Annotated in this window: 22 protein-coding genes and 1 pseudogene; 8 read left to right on the forward strand and 15 right to left on the reverse strand. The window is 50.9% G+C overall.

The window, feature by feature from the left end; genetic code table 11:
• Nucleotides 1–20 precede the first annotated feature (20 nt).
• From CFERDRAFT_RS12110 to CFERDRAFT_RS07965, 15 genes and pseudogenes are all read right to left on the reverse strand, one after another.
• Nucleotides 21–566, reverse strand: a complete 546-nt coding sequence (locus CFERDRAFT_RS12110; protein ID WP_006366731.1) for a transposase — start codon at nucleotides 564–566, stop codon at nucleotides 21–23.
• Nucleotides 567–824: 258 nt separating this feature from the next.
• Nucleotides 825–1220, reverse strand: a complete 396-nt coding sequence (locus CFERDRAFT_RS07905; protein WP_040433502.1) for a type II toxin-antitoxin system VapC family toxin — start codon at nucleotides 1218–1220, stop codon at nucleotides 825–827.
• On the reverse strand, nucleotides 1217–1450 hold the full coding sequence (locus tag CFERDRAFT_RS07910; protein ID WP_040433504.1) for a type II toxin-antitoxin system Phd/YefM family antitoxin: 234 nt from the start codon (nucleotides 1448–1450) through the stop codon (nucleotides 1217–1219). Before CFERDRAFT_RS07910 ends, CFERDRAFT_RS07905 begins: the two co-directional genes overlap by 4 nt.
• Before the next feature lie 196 nt (nucleotides 1451–1646).
• Entirely contained in the window at nucleotides 1647–3470 is a 1824-nt protein-coding gene (gene aspS / locus CFERDRAFT_RS07915) for an aspartate--tRNA ligase (protein ID WP_040433506.1), read from the reverse strand.
• A gap of 87 nt (nucleotides 3471–3557) precedes the next feature.
• Nucleotides 3558–3980 carry a hypothetical protein gene (locus tag CFERDRAFT_RS11745; RefSeq protein ID WP_006366695.1) on the reverse strand — a complete coding sequence of 141 codons (423 nt, stop codon included), beginning with the start codon at nucleotides 3978–3980 and terminating at the stop codon, nucleotides 3558–3560.
• A gap of 140 nt (nucleotides 3981–4120) precedes the next feature.
• Nucleotides 4121–5329, reverse strand: coding sequence for a DNA polymerase III subunit gamma/tau (gene dnaX / locus CFERDRAFT_RS07920; RefSeq protein ID WP_006366696.1), 1209 nt, complete (start codon nucleotides 5327–5329; stop codon nucleotides 4121–4123).
• On the reverse strand, nucleotides 5329–6618 hold the full coding sequence (locus tag CFERDRAFT_RS07925; RefSeq protein ID WP_006366697.1) for a YihY family inner membrane protein: 1290 nt from the start codon (nucleotides 6616–6618) through the stop codon (nucleotides 5329–5331). The genes dnaX and CFERDRAFT_RS07925 overlap by 1 nt, the downstream gene beginning before the upstream one ends.
• Before the next feature lie 18 nt (nucleotides 6619–6636).
• Nucleotides 6637–7893 (reverse strand): MFS transporter, encoded by a 1257-nt coding sequence (locus CFERDRAFT_RS07930; RefSeq protein WP_006366698.1) that lies wholly within the window; start codon nucleotides 7891–7893, stop codon nucleotides 6637–6639.
• Between the two features lie 42 nt (nucleotides 7894–7935).
• The gene (gene purQ / locus CFERDRAFT_RS07935) at nucleotides 7936–8640 is read right to left on the reverse strand and encodes a phosphoribosylformylglycinamidine synthase subunit PurQ (RefSeq protein ID WP_006366699.1); all 705 of its coding nucleotides are present in this window, start codon (nucleotides 8638–8640) and stop codon (nucleotides 7936–7938) included.
• A 15-nt stretch (nucleotides 8641–8655) separates the two neighbouring features.
• A complete protein-coding gene (gene purS, locus CFERDRAFT_RS07940) occupies nucleotides 8656–8910 on the reverse strand; it encodes a phosphoribosylformylglycinamidine synthase subunit PurS (protein WP_040433508.1) in 255 nt (84 codons plus the stop codon).
• Nucleotides 8911–8938: 28 nt separating this feature from the next.
• Nucleotides 8939–9661, reverse strand: coding sequence for a CDP-diacylglycerol--serine O-phosphatidyltransferase (pssA, locus tag CFERDRAFT_RS07945; RefSeq protein WP_006366700.1), 723 nt, complete (start codon nucleotides 9659–9661; stop codon nucleotides 8939–8941).
• A gap of 211 nt (nucleotides 9662–9872) precedes the next feature.
• Nucleotides 9873–10706 carry a 3-methyl-2-oxobutanoate hydroxymethyltransferase gene (panB, locus tag CFERDRAFT_RS07950; RefSeq protein ID WP_006366701.1) on the reverse strand — a complete coding sequence of 278 codons (834 nt, stop codon included), beginning with the start codon at nucleotides 10704–10706 and terminating at the stop codon, nucleotides 9873–9875.
• Entirely contained in the window at nucleotides 10703–11533 is an 831-nt protein-coding gene (locus CFERDRAFT_RS07955) for a lipoate--protein ligase family protein (RefSeq protein ID WP_006366702.1), read from the reverse strand. Before CFERDRAFT_RS07955 ends, panB begins: the two co-directional genes overlap by 4 nt.
• Before the next feature lie 154 nt (nucleotides 11534–11687).
• Nucleotides 11688–11924: pseudogene (locus tag CFERDRAFT_RS12385) on the reverse strand (DUF4136 domain-containing protein); the annotation flags it as partial.
• 64 nt (nucleotides 11925–11988) lie between these two features.
• Complete coding sequence (locus CFERDRAFT_RS07965) at nucleotides 11989–12303, reverse strand: DUF4136 domain-containing protein (protein ID WP_006366704.1); 315 nt, start codon at nucleotides 12301–12303, stop codon at nucleotides 11989–11991.
• 259 nt (nucleotides 12304–12562) lie between these two features.
• Between CFERDRAFT_RS07965 and CFERDRAFT_RS07970 the strand changes: the two genes are divergently transcribed.
• The 8 genes from CFERDRAFT_RS07970 to CFERDRAFT_RS08005 all read left to right on the forward strand — a co-directional run bounded on the left by CFERDRAFT_RS07970 (nucleotide 12563) and on the right by CFERDRAFT_RS08005 (nucleotide 20786).
• Nucleotides 12563–12976 (forward strand): CoA-binding protein, encoded by a 414-nt coding sequence (locus CFERDRAFT_RS07970; protein ID WP_006366705.1) that lies wholly within the window; start codon nucleotides 12563–12565, stop codon nucleotides 12974–12976.
• Nucleotides 12977–12992: 16 nt separating this feature from the next.
• Nucleotides 12993–14102, forward strand: a complete 1110-nt coding sequence (locus CFERDRAFT_RS07975; protein WP_006366706.1) for a D-alanine--D-alanine ligase family protein — start codon at nucleotides 12993–12995, stop codon at nucleotides 14100–14102.
• Nucleotides 14099–14719 carry a hypothetical protein gene (locus CFERDRAFT_RS07980; protein WP_006366707.1) on the forward strand — a complete coding sequence of 207 codons (621 nt, stop codon included), beginning with the start codon at nucleotides 14099–14101 and terminating at the stop codon, nucleotides 14717–14719. The genes CFERDRAFT_RS07975 and CFERDRAFT_RS07980 overlap by 4 nt, the downstream gene beginning before the upstream one ends.
• A 76-nt stretch (nucleotides 14720–14795) precedes the next feature.
• Nucleotides 14796–16232 carry a TolC family protein gene (locus CFERDRAFT_RS07985; RefSeq protein ID WP_006366709.1) on the forward strand — a complete coding sequence of 479 codons (1437 nt, stop codon included), beginning with the start codon at nucleotides 14796–14798 and terminating at the stop codon, nucleotides 16230–16232.
• A gap of 27 nt (nucleotides 16233–16259) precedes the next feature.
• Nucleotides 16260–17513 (forward strand): efflux RND transporter periplasmic adaptor subunit, encoded by a 1254-nt coding sequence (locus CFERDRAFT_RS07990; protein WP_006366710.1) that lies wholly within the window; start codon nucleotides 16260–16262, stop codon nucleotides 17511–17513.
• An 8-nt stretch (nucleotides 17514–17521) separates the two neighbouring features.
• A complete protein-coding gene (locus CFERDRAFT_RS07995) occupies nucleotides 17522–18211 on the forward strand; it encodes an ABC transporter ATP-binding protein (protein WP_040433512.1) in 690 nt (229 codons plus the stop codon).
• Entirely contained in the window at nucleotides 18208–19473 is a 1266-nt protein-coding gene (locus tag CFERDRAFT_RS08000) for an ABC transporter permease (RefSeq protein WP_006366712.1), read from the forward strand. The genes CFERDRAFT_RS07995 and CFERDRAFT_RS08000 overlap by 4 nt, the downstream gene beginning before the upstream one ends.
• Before the next feature lie 77 nt (nucleotides 19474–19550).
• Nucleotides 19551–20786 carry an ABC transporter permease gene (locus tag CFERDRAFT_RS08005; RefSeq protein ID WP_006366713.1) on the forward strand — a complete coding sequence of 412 codons (1236 nt, stop codon included), beginning with the start codon at nucleotides 19551–19553 and terminating at the stop codon, nucleotides 20784–20786.
• The last annotated feature ends 14 nt before the right edge of the window (nucleotides 20787–20800 follow it).

Below are 20800 nucleotides of genomic sequence, written 5' to 3' on the forward strand. Positions count from 1 at the left end.
AAAATGTGCGGAACCGACCTTTACCTGTTGCATTGAGGGTTTACGACGTACAATGAATCCGAATCCCAGTTGACCGGATTATTGAGGATATATTCCCTGATGCGATTCAATTCCGGTTCGTTACGGATGATGCGTTCCCAGTAATTACGTTGCCAGACGTCATGGACATTTGTGTTTTGACGCATCCATGTTGTAACCCCGATTTTGAACCCACGAACAATTGACCCGATGGTTTTTGATGTGCCACTGGGCTGTATGGGCGTTATTGGTGGTTTTCTGGGCGGGTTTGGTGAATCGGCAATAGCCACAATCCCGTGAACATGATTGGGCATAACAACGAATGCATCCAATTCAACATGTGGAAAATGCACAGGTATTTCATTCCAACACCGTTCAATCATCCTGCCTGAATCGTTCAAATGCATTTCGCCATCGGTAATTTGACCGAACAGCGAAAAACGATTGTGGGTACAAATGGTTATGAAATAGGCTCCCGACCGGGAATAATCGTATCCCGATAACCTGATGGAACGGCGGTGAAGATTTTGGGTGGGATCGCATTTCATGGATGATGCGATGTCGAATAATTTATTGGGATTGGGGTGTAGGGGCGAAAAATTTTTCGCCCTTACAATTCGCCCCTACACAATACGTCTGCACCTATACCGAATTTTTTACCTAAAATTACGTATAATTACTGTATAGACAAATCAAAACACGCAATCAGGGCAATTGCATAGACATCGGAATTGCCGGCTGGTTGACGTAAACGAAGCACAGCTCCCAACTGAAGAGTGTATTAATTTGACAGCGCTTTTCTGAATTCACCAGATGGTATGAAGCATCGGGGCGGCCCGGAGGTTACGATCTGCGGTCACCAGCGGAGTTTTTGTCACAAGAGAAGATGCGCTGATGATTCTGTCTGCGGGATCACTGTTGATTGTTGCGGGAAGGGTTACAGAGAGCTGCGCAATTTGCGGAGTGATTTCCTGGAAAACATAGTTATTTGCAGCCTTGAGCAAATCAATCAACTCAGAGTACGATAAATCGATTTCAACTCTCTTTTTCTTCATGAGCATGGCAATTTCCCACAAGGAAATTGAGCAGAAAAGTATCCCATCTGAATCATTGGCCTTTTGTAATGCAGATTTGGCCTTATTGCTCAGCAATTCCGGCTGGAGGGCATCCCATAGAATTATGTGCGTATCAACGGTGATCACTCTTTCCCTGCCTCCCATTGTTCATCAACAGGTGAAAGCACGTCGTGCAGAACCGCCGTTCCGGAAATCTCCTTCAGTTTCATTCGTGCAATCTTTTGGGTGTTTACTGGAGGTACAATATGGGCAACTACTTTGCCCATTGAGGTAACCTCAACGGTTTCACCATGTTCAACGCGTTGCATCACTTTTTTCAGGTTGGAACGCAACTCACTCACCGCAATGGTCGCCATTATATTTCCATTTATCTATTAACGTACAACCCTATTGTACAAAATGAATGGCAATTTTCAAATGGTTTTGCGAAGGGAGGGTTATCAAACTGGCGCCCGATTGGGATTAAACCGGATGGAATGGCCGGGACGAATGAACTGAACCGAAATATCATAACAAAAAGAGGCTGACACTGTCAGCCTCTTTTGCATTCATTTATTTCTTGGGTTCATCCTTTTTCGGCAGTTCAACCCGCAGGTGCAGCTCTTTCAACTGCTGGGGGGTGACTTCGGATGGGGAGGACATCATGAGATCCTGCGCCGACTGGTTCATCGGGAAGGCGATAACCTCGCGGATGTTCTGCTCGTCGCGCAGAATCATCACCAGGCGGTCGAGACCGGGAGCGATGCCTCCGTGGGGAGGAGCGCCGAGCTTGAAGGCTTCGATCATGTGACCAAAACGGAGATCAACCTCCTCTTTCGGGTATCCGGCAATCTCGAAGGCCTTGTACATGATGTCAGGCCTGTGGTTACGGATAGCTCCGCTGGAGAGCTCGATACCGTTGCAGACGATATCGTACTGGTAGGCAAGGATGTCGAGCGGAGACTTCGTCTCAAGCGCCTCCATCTCCCCCTGAGGCATGGAGAAGGGGTTATGGGAGAAGTCGATCTTTTTGGCCTCCTCATTATACTCGAACATCGGAAAGTCCACAATCCAGCAGAAGGAGAGCTCATCCTTGTCGAGCGTAAAGAGATCGCCGAAGTATGTTCTCATGCCGCCCATGATCCGGCAAGTCTGCTCCCACTTCCCTGCTCCGAAAAAGACCACATCGCCGGTTTCAACACCGAGATGCGATTTCAGGGTTGCCAGATCCTCTTCACTGAGGAACTTCACAACCGGACCTTTCGGCCCCTCTTCGCGGAACTGGATATAGGCAAGACCGCCCGAACCGAGCTCGCGGGCGCGCTTCTCGGCCTTGTCGTAGAAGAGCCTCGACTCATGGCCGCGCCCCTTGAGCAGCAGCGCCTTGACGCAGGTGCCCGGCACGGTGTTGCTTGCAAAAACCTTGAATGAGGAGTTCACAAAGAGCGAGGTGACATCACTGATTTCAATCGGAATTCTCAAATCGGGCTTGTCCGTTCCGAAGCGGTTCATGACATCCTTGTAGCTGATGCGGGGGAAAGGGAACTGCGTGATACGTTTCTCCGACATGGTGCGCGTCAGATGCTCAACCATCCCCTCAAGGATGGCAAAGAGGTCATCCTGCTCAATGAAGGCCATCTCCATATCAAGCTGATAGAACTCGCCGGGACTGCGGTCGGCACGGGCATCCTCATCCCTGAAGCACGGTGCTATCTGAAAGTAGCGGGGAAAGCCCGAAACCATCAGAAGCTGTTTGAACTGCTGGGGCGCCTGCGGCAGTGCATAGAATTTACCGGGGTGGAGGCGGCTTGGCACAAGAAAGTCCCTTGCACCTTCCGGCGAACTTGAGGTAAGAATCGGAGTCTGTATCTCGATAAACTCCCTCTCCTCAAGATAACGGCGGATCGCAGCGGTAAGGCGGCTGCGGAAAATAATATTCTCGTGGATCTTCTCACGGCGAAGATCGATAAAACGGTATTTAAGGCGCAGCTCTTCCGAGGTCTGCACCTCATCGGCTACAGGAAAGGGCAGGGGCTGGGCATTACTCTCAACGGTAAGCCTGCTGACAACCACTTCGATCTCACCCGATGCAAGCTTTGGATTGATCGTGGAGGGACTCCGGAGAACCACCTCACCCTCAATACAGATAACCGACTCTGAATGGAGCTGACCGGCAGCTTCAAAGAGATCGTGCTGCTCAGGCTGGATAACAAGCTGACTGATTCCGGTATGATCGCGCAGATCGATAAAAATAAGTCCGCCGTGATCGCGTTTTCTGTGAACCCATCCGCCAAGTCTGACGGTGCTGTGCTCAAGCTCAGGGCTCAACAAACCGCAATATTCTGAGCGGAAACGGTTCTGAAGAGCATGCGTTGTTCGGCCTGCAGCTATACTCATAGTGATGCTATCGTCCTTTGGCATTGAGAAAATTAAAAGAGTGAATATGGGGAATTTTTCATGATTTATAAAACTTGTAAAGCACTCTCAGTATACCAGTTCACCTCCGAACTCCCTGATGAGAAAGCGGAGAACTTCATTGGTCTGTGAAAGCTCCTGGAAGAGGGTAAAAACCGACTTCTCCCGTGTACAGGCATCCTTCTCGGCGTCATAGCGAAGACGGAGCTGGAGCGGCATCGCATAAAACTCCGACAGCTCTCGCTGCAGAAGCTCACGATCCTGGAGCAGCTCTTCATAGGAGAACTTCCGGCAGCAAACCATCTCAAGAACTCCTCCGGGAGTGCAGGAGGCAAGCTCACATGACTGGAGATGGGTTGCCATGAAGTTATGCGTTTTCCGGGCAAGATGGTCAAGAAACTGACGCCACTCAACCCGTAACGCATCAAGACTGGCAAGCTGTTCAGGTGCTCCGGCCTGCCCCTCTGTCGAGCTCTGGAGCTCCTTATGCATCCGGCGCTCCCGCAGATCGGGAACAGTGGCAAATCCTGAAAGTTTTTTCTGCCAGGAGCCGAGATCAAGATCAGCCGCGCCCTGTCGTTTTGGAGAAACTGAAGGGGTTGAAGCCGGTGGAGCGGATGGCGGAACGGGAGTCAGAGGCTTGTCAGAGGCTTTTTTTTTTGAGGCTGCACAAGTTGCGGCGGCTGCACACTCGCAACACCTGCACCCGGCACTATCTGATCAATATCAATAAGCTTGAGCAGGGCCAGCTCAAAACGGAACTGGTATTCAAACTGAAACTTCAGCTCTTTCTGGGTCTGCAGGAGAAACTCAACCATCTGCATAAGCGAAAAAGGTGAGAATTTGGTTGCATCCCGTTGATAACGCTCTCGAACTGCATCAGGACGCTCAACAAGACGGGTGGAAGACAAATTGAGCACAACGAGAATGTTGCGCAGATGCTCAATCAGCTTTTCAAGAAAATCCTGTTCATCATAACCGTTGCGGATAACAAACTGCGCAACCTCAAGCATAGCAGCATGGTTACGCTCCAGAACCGCATCGGTCACACCAAACATGTGCTCATCGTCAATGTAGTTCAGAAGCTCGGCCACACTCTGGTAACTGATACTCCCCTCATGATCATTTTCGGCAGTAAAGGCGATAACCTGGTCAAGAATGCTCTGCGCATCGCGCATCGAGCCCTGGGCCTTGCGCCCGATGAGCTGAAGCGCATCGCCTTCAACCGTTATCTTTTCAGCATCGCATATCGTCTGGAGCTGCTTCTGGATATCGGGCAGCGGTATCCTCTTGAAATTAAAGCGCTGACAGCGGGAGGCAATGGTCGCCGGAATCTTGTGCAGCTCTGTTGTGGCAAAGATGAATATGGCGTGAGGCGGGGGCTCTTCAAGCGTCTTCAGAAATGCATTAAATGCCGCAATGGAGAGCATATGCACCTCATCGATAATATAGACCCTGTACTTCCCTTTCTGTGGGCCGTAGCGGACATTCTCCCTCAGCGCGCGGATATCGTCAACACTGTTGTTGGAAGCCGCATCAAACTCCGAAATATTGAGGCTTGTACCCGAATCAAAATCACGACAGCTTTCGCACTCTCCGCAGGGCTCGGTCACCTCCTGAAGATAAACCGGATCCTCCATCATTCTCTGGCAGTTGACCGCCTTGGCAAAAACTCTTGCCGCAGTGGTTTTACCGACACCGCGCAATCCCGAAAAAATATAACCATGGCCGAGCCGTCCCATGCGAAGCGAGTTCTGGATGGTGCGGGTAATATGTTCCTGCGCCGTAATATCTGCAAACTTGCTCGGTCTGTACTTACGGGCTATAACCTGGTAACTCATTATTGCTGTTGATTATTATCCTCTAACAAGGTGACAAGAGGAATATCCATACTGCATCTCAGGCTCTCCGATACAGCTCTCTTTATCGTTCCTAAATGTAAGCTATTACCTTCGAAATCCATCAGACCGTTTTCCATGACGCCAAACCCCGGAGGAATTATTTCATAGAGATCATATAATTTCAGGGTATGCAGATCGCGACTGATTGCCAGATCGCCTCCGGCTGTGACATGGATAACGTCATGCTGCAGAAGCATATCAACAATCTCTTTCAGGAAAGAGGGCATTGCCGGATGCAGGTTTTTAAGAATCTTCTTCATGTTCATATAGCTTCCGCTCTTCTGCGCAGCATAGACAAGAGCGAGAACCGAGAGAATTTCCGGAATACCCCGCAGGGGATTGAAGGGTTCCGGCGCATTTCCGGCAGGTTTCAGGGCGCCGAGACAGAAAACAAACTCCGCACCGGTAAGCACGACAACCCAGCCGAGATAGATCCAGAAAAAGAGCATCGGTATAACCGATAACGCCCCGTAAATATGCTCGAAGGTTGCAACATTTGCGATATAGAAGCTGAACCATTTTTTTGACAGCTCAAAAAGCACGGCAGCAGCAAATGCGCCGGATATGGCATGCAGAAACCTCACCCGGCAGTTCGGCACAAGCATGTAGAGAAGAAAAAACGCAACGACCGAGTTGATGAAGGGCAGATAGGAGAGCAGCCTGGTTTTCACCTCAAGCATCGGTCCTTCGGTAAATACCGTATACCAGACGTAGGAACCGGCCGCAAGAGAGCTGCCGATAAGCACAGGACCAAGCGTCAGTACCGTCCAGTAGAGGGTAAAACCCTGGAACATCTTTCGCGGAGAGTGGACCTCCCAGATCTCATTGAGCGTATGATCGATTGTGGAAATAAGCGAGAGCGCAATGATAAAAAGAAACAGTCCGCCAAGCAGAGGAACCGTCGCAGTCTTGCCGATAAAATCGTTCAGGTAGTGATTGAGAATACCCCCTGCTCCGGGCATGAAATTCTGGACAAGAAACTCCTCAATATTGTGTTTGAGGGGAGTGAAAACGGCAAATACGCTCAATATGGAGAGCACAACGGCAAGAAAGGGCACAATGGAAAGCAGCGTCTGAAAAGCCAGAGAACCGGCACCGAGAAAGATCCGGTCATGAATGAGATTTTTCCAGAAAAACGGAATAAACGCCCGCAGATAGCCGGCACTTCCAAAATGGCCACCATTCTGCAGTTTCAATCTCTCCTCTCCTGTTTTCATCTTGATCAACATTTGCCTCTGTGAACCCCTTCACGCTTCAAAAGCCTGCCTGCTTCCGGCTGATCCCACCCTGGTCATAAGCAGGAGGCCTGTTAAAAAAAAGAGCAGCAGTGAGCCGAGAGCCACCCGCTGACTCCCTGCCTGTGCAGAGACAAGACCGAAGACAAGCGGACCGGCTATGGCCGAAGCCTTGCCGAAGGTGCCATCATAAAAACCGAAAAACTCGGTAACATGTTCCGCCGGTGTAAGCCGGGCCATCATGGATCGGGAAGCCGCCTGGGAGGAGCCCATCGAGAGACCGGCAAGCATCCCGGTATAAAAAAAGAGCTCCTTGCTGTCGGAGAGAATAGCCAGCAATACAACCGCAAACCAGATAAAAAGAGTGATAACAATGGTACGTTTCGGCCCGATCCTGTCGGTAACAAAACCGAAAACAACCGAACCGGCAATTGCGGTTGTCTGTACAAGCATAAAGAAGACAATCAGCTCCCCGGTTGTAAAACCGAAGGTATTCTGGGCATAGATCGACGAAAATGCGATGACGGTTAAAATAGCGTCATTATAGAAAAAGTAGGCCAGAAGGAAGCGGGCAAGATCGGGATAGTTCATGATATGGCGAACCGTATACTGCACCTCTTTGACGGAACGACCGATCGCCGCAAAAGAGAGCGGAGAACGCACCTCCCTCTTCCCGTCACGGAGCGTGAGAAAGAGCGGTGTGGCAAACAGGGCAAAAAAGAGTGCCACCCAGAGAAAGCTCTGCCGGATATTCGATGCATTGGAGAGCACAATACCCCCGCTGAGAAGCGGTTTCATAAGCAGCAGGATGGAGAGGGCGCCAAGATAGCCCATCGCAAATCCATAGCCGGATACCCTGCCGAGACTCTTGTCGGAGGCAAGCTCCTTGAGGTAGGCATCATAAAAAACCAGACCGCCCTCAAATCCCATATTGGCAAGAATAAAGAGTGCGGCAGCTGTAAGCGCTGTGCCTGGTCCGGAAAAAAAAAGAAGGGCCGTTGCAACAACCGAGGTGAGGGTGAAAACGAAAAGAAAGCGTTTTCGTTTTCCTGAATAGTCCGCCGCAGCACCGAGCACTGGCGAAATGAGCGCGACAAGCAGCATGGAGAGGCTGACGCTGAAGCCCCAGAGCGCATCGCCGGAAGGCTCCCCGGCGCAGATGACATTCTTGAAGTAGAGGGGAAAAGCAAAGGTCACCATCATCACGCTGAAAGAGGTATTGGCAAAATCAAAAAGCAGCCAGGAGAACACCTTGTATTTCTGCGTCACGACAGGTTCCGGTTTAACTTGTGAGTGAATGGAGTGAACCCTTCAGACTCCGGCAATATGGTGAAAGAGTGATTCAAGGAGTGAGCGTCCGTCATCCGAGCCGAGCAGCTTCTCACTGGCTCTCTCGGGATGCGGCATCAGACCGAGTACGTTGCCCTGACGGTTGATGATACCGGCAATATTTTTCACCGAACCGTTCGGATTGCTCCCGTCACTCACGTTGCCTTCGGCATCGCAGTATCTGAACACAATCTGCTCATGCTCTTCAAGGCTTTCAATGACTTCGGCCGGCGCAAAATAGTTTCCCTCTCCATGCGCAATAGGAATTCTCAGAACCTGACCCTCGCTGTAGAGCGAAGTAAAGATGGTCGAGCAGTTCACCGCCTTGATGGTGGTCTGTGTGCAGAGAAACTTCTTGTCGCGGTTGCGCGACAGCGCACCTTCGAGAAGCTTGCTCTCAAGCAGCACCTGAAATCCATTGCAGATGCCGAGCACAGGGAACCCCTTGCGGGCAAACTCTATAACCTCCTGCATGATGGGAGAGAAACGGGCAATTGATCCGGCTCGGAGATAGTCGCCATAGGAAAAGCCGCCGGGCAGAATAATCGCCTTCACACCCTGCAGATCATGTTCATTATGCCAGAGCATGAGCGGCCGCACACCGTCAAAGGAGGCAACAGCATGCTCGGTATCATGATCACAGTTTGAACCCGGAAATACAACGACCCCTACAGTTACATCAGCCATGGTTGAGAGTGGTAATTAATTTACTTTTTCCAGCTCCAGAGAGTAATTCTCCATTACCGGATTCGATAAGAGTTTCTGACAGATCTCGTTGCCGATGCGTTCAGCCTGAACCGGATCCTGTTCATTGATAGTTACCTCGATATATTTGCCGATTCTTGCCGACTCAACACTCTGGTATCCGAGATTTTTCAAAGCATGCTCGACAGCCTTGCCCTGAACATCAAGTATGGACTGGCGCAGGGTCACCTTAATTTTTGCAGTATAGGGCATTATCACGCGGATGGTTGATGAAAATAAATCAGGTCTGCCATTGACGATACAGCAGTGAAATTGACCGTACAATACCGAGCAGAATATACAACAACATGGCAAGAAAAAAAGCTTTCGAGTGAAAGACAAGAACACAAAACATTGCCACAATGTAGAGCGACATCTGTACAGGTTTACGGCGGAAGGAATCCACCGTCGGCTTGGGCAGTGCATCATAGTTGACCTTGCTGACCATGAGCAGGGCAAGAGCGGTGGAGAGCCATGCCAGAACACTCTGCATCATATTGAGGGGAAAGAGCGGATCCCCGGTCATCCAGAGCACAAATCCGGTTATGGTCAAAGCCTGGGCAGGAGTCGGAAGACCGGAAAAGGACTCCTTCTTGTAATCAATCATGCTGATGTTGAAGCGGGCAAGTCGAAGCCCGCTGCCGATCATAAGCAGGGAGCTGACAAAAATTCCGGTCATGCCCGGCAATCCCTCAAGACCGAACTTGTAAACCAGATAGGCCGGAGCCGCACCGAAAGAGACAAGATCTGAAAGCGAATCAAGCTCAAAACCGAAATCGGAAGTCCCTTTGGTAACTCTTGCAACCAGACCGTCTATCGTATCAAAAAAAGCGGCCAGAATGATAAACCAGCAGGCGGCAACAAAACTCCACTCACCCGACATGACAATCGAGATGTAGCCGCTGACCATGTTCATGAAGGTAAAAACCGATGGACAAACGAACGCGAAACAAACAGGAAACAAGTTGTAACCAGGTCACTTTGAGCTGTTTTTCAGAAAAGGAGGATAGCGTTTTTGAACCTTTTTCTTGCCAGCATCAGCCATAAAGAGAAATATCCAGCATCCGGGAAAAAATTACCCAAAACCAGCAATACGCCTTGGAATGGGTGTTGATATGAAAAGTACAATCGTTCATCAAGCTTTTAAACAGAAAAGAGTTGCCGGGCACTCCCGTTCAATAGCTTTCATCCGCTGAAGGAAAAGATCGCTCTCGGACATCATGAACATAGGACTTGACCGCATCTTCAATCACCGTATTCAAGTCGGCATACTGCCTGACGAATCGTGGATGAAACTCCCTGTTGAGACCAAGAATATCATTGATGACAAGCACCTGACCATCACACTCTACACCTGCACCGATTCCGATAGTCGGAATGGTCAGTGAACGGGTAACTTCAGCGGCCAGCGCCGATGGGATTTTTTCAAGCACAACCGCAAAGGCACCCGACTCCTCAAGAGCGCGTGCATCTTCAAGAAGCTGGTCAGCCTCCCTCTCCTCCTCTGCCCTCACCTTGTAGCTTCCGTATTTGTAGATCGACTGCGGCATGAGCCCGAGATGACCCATGACAGGAATACCGACATCAGTGATTCGTTTCACCGTATCGGCAATGATCATGCCTCCCTCAAGCTTCAGCGCATCGCACTCATGCTCCTTCATAATCTTTCCGGCATTGCGCAGGGCCTCATCTCCTGAAATCTGGTAGCTCATGAACGGCATATCCACCACCACCATTGCCCTGTTGCTCTCATCCTGAACCCCCTTGACCACCGCTTTTGCATGATAGATCATCTCCTCGATGGTAATAGGCAGGGTCGTACTGTGCCCGGCAAAAACATTGCTTGCAGAATCCCCCACAAGAATAACATCAACTCCTGCACGATCAAGAATTCTGGCCATGGTATAGTCATAGGCTGTCAGAACTGATATTTTCTCTTTCCCCTGCTTCATATCAAGCAGTCTTCTGGTCGTTACATGAGCTGCTTTATGCTGAACGCGTCTGTTCATGATGCTTGCTGCTTAATGGATTGTGTATAATCATAACCTTCAAGAAAATCCGATAATTCGTCGGGCTGAAGCACTACCGGCTCCAGACGGTGCTCTACTCCTGCCGATTGCAGCATCAATTCTGCAATGCGCTGATATGGCGGAATGTAGCCGAGAATCTCTTCAAGCGTGGTGCTTTTTTGCTCCATCTCGTTGCTGACACGCTCGCGAGCATCCCCAGCCGGTGAGGCAATATAACGCCAAAGCTCCCTGTGCGTGACGGAAAGAGGAAGCGAGCCATGCTGCAGCAGAATATCCCCTGTTCTGCGCTGAGCCGACCCGACAAGTTTACGACCATCTACCTGCAGTTCATAGCGGGCAGAAGCCGTAAAACAGCTGACCGACCCGCTGCCGGGCACCTGATCCGGCCCGGAAAGGGTGGAACGGCAGAACTCCGCCCTGATGCCGAGCGCTTCAAGAGCAAGCATGATCACCTCATGGACCATCCGGTAGTGGGTGCTGTTCTCTGCCAATGAATCAGTAATGAAACTGTAGGTAAACTCTTCAGCATGAAAAACCGCTCTGCCGCCGGTCGGCCTCCGGACAACATCAATACCCGCCGCCGCAGCGGCTCTCATATCAATATCCGACTCTCGCTGATTGTAGCCCAGTGTAATGGCAAATGGTCTCCATGCATAGAAACGCCAGAGACAACTCCCGTATCCGAAACGCGCCTGAAACCGTCCATCAAGAAATGCCGCCATCATCATCCGGTCGAACGCCATGTTCTCTTCGCCGGTATGAAAACCGGTATCAACACAATAAACCTTTGAAAAAAGAGGATTCACAAGCTGTAAAACAGTTCACGGGATTCATCGCAAGCGCCATATTCAACTGCTCAAGATAGCTGAAAAGGATATGGCAACAAAAAAGAGCGCGCAGCCGCAACTATTTCCTTGCGAGTAAACCGTGTTGCTTGCGCCACCACGGCTCAAAAGGCATTCACCTCTTTTTTTTCAGGGGAGAAAACTTTTCAAGAATAGGTGAGACCATCCGGTCGATATCCTGCTGCATGAGCTCTGAATCCTGACGATCCCTGATTACACCCCAGGATGAACCCCTCCAGGCAGGAGCACCGGAGAGCGCGTCAATGATATCAATCACAAGATATCCCTCTTCATGGTAACGAACCCAGGCGGCTGAACCATAGGGTGGCCAGAACGGCTCGGCAAAATAGCGACTCCCGTTACGATAAGCCCTGAAAGATAGCGCGGGGTATAATACGGCTCAAGATACATTGAGCTCACAACGGCTTTCTGCAGCTGAATTTTGACCAGAAAATCAACCTGACCTTTTTTTGAAGCAGATACCCCCTGGCTGCCAGTTCGCGATCTACCGAGCGGCGGGTACGATTGTAAACAAAGGGAGAGATCTCCAGGGAAACCTTGTCCGCATTGACAACATCCTCCCCGGAGGACCAGTTATAGGTAACATATCGTGACCGGTCTATGGATGGATCAAAGTCTGAAGAGACATAGACACTGCTGCAGCCGCTCAGCAGAAGCAGGCAGCAGAGAGTGCACCATCCGGTAATTGCCGTAATGCGGAATGAAAACATGACAAGAGCCCTCCGATGAGAATTCCCTGAAAAAGCAACTCTGTTTTATCAACCCGTTCAATCAAAGGTAACGAATCAATTTTTCAGTTCGTTTCCTTTAGCTGTAATCTCTCCGTCACCACCCTCATACAGCGCACAGAAGCCGAAGCCATCCTTATTTTCCTATTATTTTTTAACTGTAGATTGTTTGTATCAAGCCAGACAGGTATTTTGTTTCAGTAATCATTGTTACACAATATCCAATGTCTCCGTCTGATCCATGCAGAGAACGATTATAGAGCGCATCCTCACATCATTTCGCCACATTGCTGTTGCGGGAATATCTGCGAAACCCGATCGGCCGAGTTACCAGGTTGCAAGATATATGATGGAGCATGGATATACCATCTATCCTGTCAATCCCACCGTCAAAGAGGTTCTTGGGTTGCGCTGCTACCCCTCTCTCTCGCTGATGCCGCCGGAGATCCGGGGGAAAATTGAGATTGTCAATATTTTCCGTAAAGCGGAGGATGTTCCGCCAATAGTTGATGAAGCGATCTCAATCGGAGCAAAGGTTATCTGGATGCAGTCAGGTATCAGTAACATGGAGGCCGCCGGGAAAGCACGCGAAGCAGGTCTGCTTGTTATTGAAAACCGCTGTATCGCTGTAGAACATCAATCACGTTATCACTAAACCCTTATAGCTCCACATGGCACCTGTAACCGTCGCAATCATTTTTGGTGGAAGATCTGCTGAACACGAAATCTCGATTATATCAGCAAAATCAATTGCTGCAAACATCAATACTGACCGCTACCGGGTTATCCCGATCTATATCACGCATGACGGAGAGTGGCTGCTGGATGGCATTGCCCGTGATATTCTGAACTTTGACCTTGCAACGCTGCTGAGAAGCTCTTCACTTGACGCCGCCGGCAAAACCCTCCGTCGCATGACAAAGGAGTCCGGGCAGCATCCTTTCGACCGCAACTTCACCGCTACCGGAATCGATGTAGCTTTTCTGGTGCTCCATGGTTCCTATGGTGAGGACGGACGGATCCAGGGATTCCTCGACACCTGCGCCATTCCCTATACCGGATGCGGGGTTCTGGCCTCGGCTGTGACGATGGACAAAGCCCTTACAAAACTGTGCGTAGCCGATGCAGGCATAGCTGTCGCGCCCGGAATAACGCTTTTAAGCAGTGATTACCTTGCCGACCCGGATTCGTTTCATACCCGTATAGACAGAGAGTTTGAGTACCCCCTCTTCATCAAACCGGCAAACCTCGGCTCCTCTGTCGGTATTTCAAAAGTGCATAATCCGGCAGAGCTCCCTCTCGCCCTGAAAACCGCATGCACGCTCGACACAAAAATACTGGTCGAAAAGGCCATAAAAGGCAGAGAGATTGAAGTGGCTGTTCTCGGCAATGCGCAACCGGAGGTATCGGTATGCGGAGAGATCGAGCCCGGCAGCGACTTCTATGACTATGAGGACAAGTATATTCACAACAGCGCAAAAACCTTCATTCCTGCCCGCATTCCCTCCGTGCTCCAGGAAAAAGTCAGAGAGCTTGCTCTCAGGGCATTCAAGGCTCTCGGATGCCGGGGCATGTCGCGAATCGATTTTTTTGTTGATGAAGAGAGCAAAAGCATCATACTTAACGAGGTCAATACCATTCCGGGCTTCACCGATATCAGCATGTACCCGAAGTTGATGGAGGCCAGTGGAATCCCGTTCCCCGAACTTGCCACTCGGCTGCTGGAACTGGCTATGAACGGGAGCACCCCCTGCAACCCAGGCAGTGAAAAACGCTCATGACCTTTTCCGATTACGACAGCGCTCCTGCAAATGAGCATGCCATGATGAGCGATCCGCACCTTTTTTTTGCAGAGGTCTCACTGGACATTTCACGGGGAAGATGCGAGTCGGGTATTGAAAAACTCCAGCCGTATATCGATCACTTTCCGGACTCCTATCTCTTCTGCCTGCTCTACGCCAAAGCACAGAGAGGCCTCGAAAATTACGCGCTTGCCGGTGAGTATCTCAGAAAATGCTGCACCATTGCCCCGGCAAATCAGGTGGCATGGCAGGAGCTTGTGGAGCTTCAGGCTATCATTGCTGCACAGGATCCAGGCACTCCGGAAACCATGTTTGACCCCGTCACCGATGAGCTTGAAAAACTCACCGCCGCCCTCATGGAGTTCGAGCCGGTAAAAACCACCGAGAACGCCGACCCGACTCCGCTTCTGGAGCAGAAACAACCTTTTTCAGACGATATGGCCATTGCCGTTCCGACAGAGACACTTGCAACCCTTTTCACTGCCCAGGGAGCCTACAAAAAAGCAATCCGGATCTATACCATGCTCATCCTGCTCAAGCCGCAGAACGCTGAGCACTATCAGCAGGAGATCGATTCGCTGCTTGAACGGCTCTGAAGAGACTCGACCAAACCCGTCTGCATGGAACTATTAACGCGGCCTTACGGGTATAGAACTCTATCATTTACACATTATGAAGATTCCTTGCTCCAGACACACAATCGGGTCATCGCCAAGTCACTTGATTTCCAGACTCCTGTTATATCTCTCTTTTGCACTGTTTTTTTCAGCTCTTCCCGTAACCGCAACGGGCGCTGAAGTCGTTGAAAAAAAGTTGTCACTCTCCAAATGCATTGAGATAGCATTGAAAAATGCGACATCAACCCTTAAAGCATCAAATAACGTAAAGCTCCAGAGTGCCGATGTGCTGAGAAGTTACGGCAGTTTTCTGCCGAAACTCTCCCTTTCAGCCAACTACACTCCCTATTCACTCAACCAGTCCTATTCGCAAATTTTCCCCGGAGAGCCTATATCGAAAATCAGGACAGAGAGTGAAACCGTCAGCATGACGCTCTCGACCTCTCTCAACCTCTTCAACGGCTTCAGGGACTATGCTTCACTGCAGGCCGCACTGCAGAGGAAGCGCGCTTCCGAGTACTCCCTGTCGCGTGCCATCCAGACTGTCGCATTTGATGTAACCCAGGCATACTATCAGCTCCTGCTTGACCGTGAGCTGCTTGAAATCGCAAAGGAGAATCATCTTTCAACTCTGGACCAGTTGACCCTTACCGAGAGGCAGTTTCAGATTGGACTGAAATCCATGATCGATCGCTACCAGCAGCAGGCTGAGGCCGCACAGAGCAACCTTTCGGTCATCAAAGCCCAAACCCGCCTCCAGCACAGCAGGCTTGAACTGCTGCGCAGACTGCAGATCGATCCCGAAACCGTTTTTATCCTTGAACCGCTTCCCGAAGAACTGAAAAAACCGCCCGAAAGCAAACCCGATATCAACAAGCTGATCAACCTTGCCCTTGAAGAGCGCATGGACCTGAAAGGCAGCCGGCTTGAGACATCAGCAGCAAAATGGCAGATCACCAGCGCCAGAGCCGCCTGGTATCCCAAGCTTGATTTGAATATCACCACAGGCAGCTCCGGAACCGCCTCTCTCAGCCAGAACATCGGCGGCAGAATCTATGAATCAACATTTCCCACTGTTTCCGATCAGCTTCGGCAGACAATCGGCTACAGCATAGGGCTCAACCTCTCCTGGGCGATCTTCGACGGATTTCAGACCAGCTACAACGTTCAGTCATCCAGAATCAACTATCTGAACCGTGAGCTCGACACTGAAGATCTTAAATTCAATATCATTATTGATCTCCAGCAGGCCGCAAGTGAATACAACTCGGCGTTCGCTCAGATTGAAGCTGCAAAGGTGAGTATGGCCGCTGCCGAGTCAGCTTATGAAGGGGTAAAAAGAAAGCATGAACTCGGTGCGGCAGGCTTTATTGAACTCAGCTCGGCAAGAGCAACACGTTTCAGTGCCCGCTCCAACCTCTCCCAGGCCACCTACAACCTTGCACTGCAGAGAAGTGTGCTTGATTACCGATCAGGCATACCACTGCAATAACCAACATGAATTCAGCAGAGCATAACAATGACTAAACAGAAATCCCTTTTAAACAAAAGAAACATACTGTTAGGGTGTGCCGCACTGTTAATCGCCGGCGGTGTGCTCTTTGCCGTGATCCGGCTCAGGGAAAAGCCGGTAGTGGTAACAACCGAAAAAGCCTTTATCAAAGAGGTTGTCCATCTTGTTACGGCAACCGGGAAAATAGAACCTGAGCTTGTTGTTGCCATGTCGCCCGACGTCTCGGGTGAAATTATTGAACTTCCCGTCAAGGATGGTCAAAGTGTGAGCCAGGGCGATCTGCTCTTCAAAATTCAGCCCGACATCTACATCAACCAGGTTGAACAGAGCCTTGCACAGCTTAATGCGGCCCGCTCACAGAACCTTGAAGCTCAGTCCCGGAAACTCAAGGCTGAAGATGATTTCCGCAAGGCTTCACTGCTCTACAGGGAAAGACTGATCTCCGAGTCCGACTTCATTGCATCAAAAACCAATGCACAGGCCGCACGGGCCACCTACCAGTCGTCGCTCTATACCATAGCACAGAACAAAAGCCTTCTGGACCAGAACCAGGACCGCCTTAAAAAGAGCATTGTCCGGGCTCCGATCAGCGGATCCATTATCGCCCTGAACAGCAAGCCCGGTGAGCGGGTGGTCGGAACGGGTCAGTTTCCAGGAACGGAGGTACTGCGACTGGCAAACCTCGACAGCATGCAGGTCAAGGTTGAAGTCAATGAAAACGATATCGTGAATGTCAAAGCGGGCAATCCCGTATCAATTACGGTTGATGCCTACGGGGATCGTATCTTCAGGGGCATTGTGCATGAAATATCCAATTCAGCCATCTCGAAAGCCGCCGGAACCCAGGAGGAGGTCACCAATTTCTCGGTGAAAATCCGGATCTTCAATCATGACCGGCTCCTGAAACCCGGTATGAGTGCTACTGCGGATATTGAGGCTCAACGGGTAAAAGATGCGCTCGTTGTTCCCATCCAGAGCGTAACGATGAGAAGCAGCGGTGCCGCTGCACAAATGGTAAAGCCTGAAAAAAGCGACATCACCATAATCTCTAAAACCAGGGCTCCGGAGAGCCGGCAGGGTGTCTTTGTTATCAATGGTGGCAAAGCCTGGTTCCGCCCGGTCAAAACCGGTACAACGGACAACACCCATATCATCGTCACCGGGGGGCTTAAAAAAGGAGAGGAGGTGGTTTCCGGCAGCTACACCGCCATTACCACAGAGCTCTCGGATGGCCGCCTTGTCAAAAAGCAGCAGCAATAGTGCCAGGAATGCCGACACCATCAATCATCTCCATGCAGTCGCTCTGCAAATTCTACGAAATGGGCGACCAGGTTGTAAAAGCTCTTGACTCGATCGATCTCGACTTCGGTCTGAATGACTACGCGGCAATCATGGGACCATCCGGCAGCGGAAAATCAACGCTCATGAATATCATCGGATGCCTGGACACTCCAACCTCCGGCATCTATGAGCTCAACGGTCAGCAGGTTGCCGAGATGGATGATGATGAACTCGCCCGTATCAGGAACCGCGAAATTGGCTTCGTCTTCCAGACCTTCAACCTCCTTCCCCGCCTCAACTGCCTGCGCAATGTCGAGCTGCCGCTCATCTATGCCGGTGTCTCTCCTGAAGAGCGTGAGGCCCGAGCAAGAGAAGCGCTCCAGAGGGTAGGCCTCGGCGATAGGATAACGCACAAACCCGCAGAGCTCTCCGGCGGACAGATTCAGCGGGTCGCCATCGCGAGGGCGCTCATCAACAAGCCCTCAATTATTCTGGCCGATGAGCCCACTGGAAACCTCGATACCGCAACCAGCCATGAGATCATGAAGATCTTCGGCGAACTCTCCGAGGCAGGCAACACCATTATCCTCATAACGCATGAGGAGGATATTGCCCGATACACGCGCCGCATCATCCGGCTGAGGGATGGAAAAATAGAGAGCGACAAGCCCCAATGAACCTGAACTACCAACAGTTCCGGTACGAAACCGCAGAGAGCCTGAAAATGGCCCTCTTCCAAATCAGGGCAAATAAAACCCGCTCCTTTCTGACTGCGCTCGGTGTCATTATCGGCATTGTCGCCATAACCATGATGGGAACGGCAATCAACGGCATTGATCGCGGTTTTGAAAAAAGTCTGGCCATGCTCGGTTACGATGTCATCTATGTACAGAAATCCTCTTGGAGCACCATGGGCCAGTGGTGGCTCTACCGCAACCGTCCCGACCTGAAAACAGAGTATGCCGCCCAGCTCAACAGGATCATCGCCGATGATCCGCGCTCCGAGCTCTCCATTGCCGTGCCGCAGATGTCAACCTATATTGCAACCGCAAAATACCGGGACCGGAACCTTGAGCAGGTCTTCTCCCTCGGCACCACCCATGACTACCTGCAAACCGCATCCGGAGCGCTTTCGGCAGGCAGGTTCTTTACCCCTGCAGAGTCCGCCGGAAGTGAAATGGTCTGTGTTGTAGGAGATGATATCGCAACCGGGCTCTTTCCCAATGAGTCCGCACTCGGTAAATCGATCCAGCTCAAGAGCCGCAAGTGCCGTATTATCGGAACATTCAGAAAACAGGGGAAGTTTCTCGGGCTCTTCAGTTTTGACAACCAGATCATCATGCCGCTTGGCGCCTTTGAGCGGATCTACGGAAAGAATATGTTCATCACCATCAGGGTCAAAATAAAAGAGCAGAGCCGGGTCGAACCTGCTAAGGAGGAGCTGCTCGGGCTTATGCGACGCATCCGGAGAATTCCGGCAGGAAAAGAGGCAGACTTCTCGATCAACGAGCAGAAGGCCTTCAAAAGTCAGCTTGATCCTATTAAAAACGGCATTGCTGTTGCCGGTATCTTCATCACCGGCATGTCGCTCTTTGTCGGCGCCATCGGCATCATGAACATCACCTTCGTCAGCGTCAAGGAGCGCACCAGGGAGATTGGACTGCGCAAGGCACTCGGAGCCAGACGGCAGACCATCCTTTTGCAGTTTCTTATTGAATCGGTGATGATCTGTCTCATTGGTGGATTTGTCGGGCTTGTCACCTCCCTCTCCTTAACGTTTGCCATTGAAAAAATCATGCCTGACTTTCCCGTTGAGTTCTCACTGAACCTTGTCATGGCAAGTCTTGCCGTTTCGGTACTGACCGGCATTGTTTCGGGCCTCGCTCCGGCTGTAACAGCCTCAAAGCTCGACCCGGCAGACTCACTTCGTTATGAATAACAAACCGCAAACCTCGGCACACGGCCGAGAGCGGGCTCAGCGCAAGATCGGGATAATAAATTTTCCGGGGGACCCTGATGCTATTACGTGAAACGGTCATCCAGGCGATCACCTCCCTGACCGTCAACAAGCTCCGCTCATGGCTGACCATCATGGGGGTGGCCGTAGGCGTCTTCTCCATCATCGCCGTCATGACCGCCCTGGATGCCATTGATAAAAGCGTTGAATCAGGCCTCACCAGCCTCGGAGCCAACACCTTCCAGATACAGAAAGACCCCGCAATGGTATTCGGCAGCGGACACAGCAGGAACTTCTATGCCAACCGCAAAGAGATCACCTACAAGCAGGCGCTCCTCTTCCGGAAATATATGGAAGGCAGAGTCCGCAATATCGGCTTCATCATTGTCAGACCTGCCAATCTGGCAAAATATGCCAACCGCACCACCAACCCCGATGTTGCCATGACCGGCGGTGATGAAAACTTTGCTGCATCAAACGGCTTCGCAATCGCAGCCGGAAGAAACCTGTCGGAAAATGATATCCGTACGGCAAGAAACAGCGCCGTCATCGGCAGCGAGCTTGCCGAAACCCTCTTCCCTTCCGGAGAAAACCCGCTGAACAAATTTATCAAGGTCAACGGCGAAGTTTACACCGTTGCCGGTGTATTCGTAAAAAAAGGGGCTGCGTTCGGCCAGAGCCAGGATAACTTTGTGCTTATCCCCATAACCCGCTTCCTTCAGCATATCAATGAAAACAGCAGCCTCAGCATAACGGTTGAAGCGCTGTCACGCAAAGAGTATCAGCAGACCATCGACCGGGCAATCGGCGCCATGCGGCTCGCCCGGGGGCTCACCATAAAGGATGTCAACGACTTTGAAATCAGAACCAACGAATCGCTCATCGACTCCTTCCGCGATATCAAGATTGCTATCAGTACCGGGGCATTCATTATCAGCTTTATGGCACTGCTGACCGCCGGAGTAGGCATCATGAACATCATGCTTGTCAGCGTCACCGAGAGAACCCGGGAGATCGGAATCAGAAAATCGATCGGAGCTCCACGAACCACGATTCTCCGCCAGTTCCTCTTTGAAGCACTCTTTCTCTCCATCGCCGGAGGGTTGATCGGCGTACTTGTCGGCGTCTCGGCCGGTAATATTTTAGCACTTAAATTCAATCTCCCGCCCATTTTTCCCATCCTCTGGATAACCGTCTCCATGGTCGTCTGCTCCGCCATCGGCATGGCATTCGGACTCTTCCCCGCCTGGAAAGCAGCAAACCTGAATCCGGTTGAAGCCCTGCGCCCGAAATAGGAGAGGCAACTGAC

This window comes from Chlorobium ferrooxidans DSM 13031 (assembly GCF_000168715.1).
Lineage (GTDB): Bacteria > Bacteroidota > Chlorobiia > Chlorobiales > Chlorobiaceae > Chlorobium > Chlorobium ferrooxidans.

Coding starts and splice junctions, on each gene's coding strand:
- CFERDRAFT_RS12110 (WP_006366731.1), bottom strand. CDS start 566: ATGAAATGCGATCCCACCCAAAATCTTCACCGCCGTTCCATCAGGTTA.
- CFERDRAFT_RS08005 (WP_006366713.1), top strand. CDS start 19,551: ATGCTATTACGTGAAACGGTCATCCAGGCGATCACCTCCCTGACCGTC.
- panB (WP_006366701.1), bottom strand. CDS start 10,706: ATGAACAGACGCGTTCAGCATAAAGCAGCTCATGTAACGACCAGAAGA.
- CFERDRAFT_RS07995 (WP_040433512.1), top strand. CDS start 17,522: ATGCCGACACCATCAATCATCTCCATGCAGTCGCTCTGCAAATTCTAC.
- CFERDRAFT_RS07990 (WP_006366710.1), top strand. CDS start 16,260: ATGACTAAACAGAAATCCCTTTTAAACAAAAGAAACATACTGTTAGGG.
- CFERDRAFT_RS07975 (WP_006366706.1), top strand. CDS start 12,993: ATGGCACCTGTAACCGTCGCAATCATTTTTGGTGGAAGATCTGCTGAA.
- CFERDRAFT_RS07985 (WP_006366709.1), top strand. CDS start 14,796: ATGAAGATTCCTTGCTCCAGACACACAATCGGGTCATCGCCAAGTCAC.
- CFERDRAFT_RS08000 (WP_006366712.1), top strand. CDS start 18,208: ATGAACCTGAACTACCAACAGTTCCGGTACGAAACCGCAGAGAGCCTG.
- dnaX (WP_006366696.1), bottom strand. CDS start 5,329: ATGAGTTACCAGGTTATAGCCCGTAAGTACAGACCGAGCAAGTTTGCA.
- CFERDRAFT_RS07970 (WP_006366705.1), top strand. CDS start 12,563: ATGCAGAGAACGATTATAGAGCGCATCCTCACATCATTTCGCCACATT.
- CFERDRAFT_RS07965 (WP_006366704.1), bottom strand. CDS start 12,303: ATGTTTTCATTCCGCATTACGGCAATTACCGGATGGTGCACTCTCTGC.
- CFERDRAFT_RS07910 (WP_040433504.1), bottom strand. CDS start 1,450: ATGGCGACCATTGCGGTGAGTGAGTTGCGTTCCAACCTGAAAAAAGTG.
- purS (WP_040433508.1), bottom strand. CDS start 8,910: ATGCCCTATACTGCAAAAATTAAGGTGACCCTGCGCCAGTCCATACTT.
- CFERDRAFT_RS07980 (WP_006366707.1), top strand. CDS start 14,099: ATGACCTTTTCCGATTACGACAGCGCTCCTGCAAATGAGCATGCCATG.
- aspS (WP_040433506.1), bottom strand. CDS start 3,470: ATGAGTATAGCTGCAGGCCGAACAACGCATGCTCTTCAGAACCGTTTC.
- CFERDRAFT_RS07925 (WP_006366697.1), bottom strand. CDS start 6,618: ATGTTGATCAAGATGAAAACAGGAGAGGAGAGATTGAAACTGCAGAAT.
- purQ (WP_006366699.1), bottom strand. CDS start 8,640: ATGGCTGATGTAACTGTAGGGGTCGTTGTATTTCCGGGTTCAAACTGT.
- CFERDRAFT_RS11745 (WP_006366695.1), bottom strand. CDS start 3,980: ATGCATAAGGAGCTCCAGAGCTCGACAGAGGGGCAGGCCGGAGCACCT.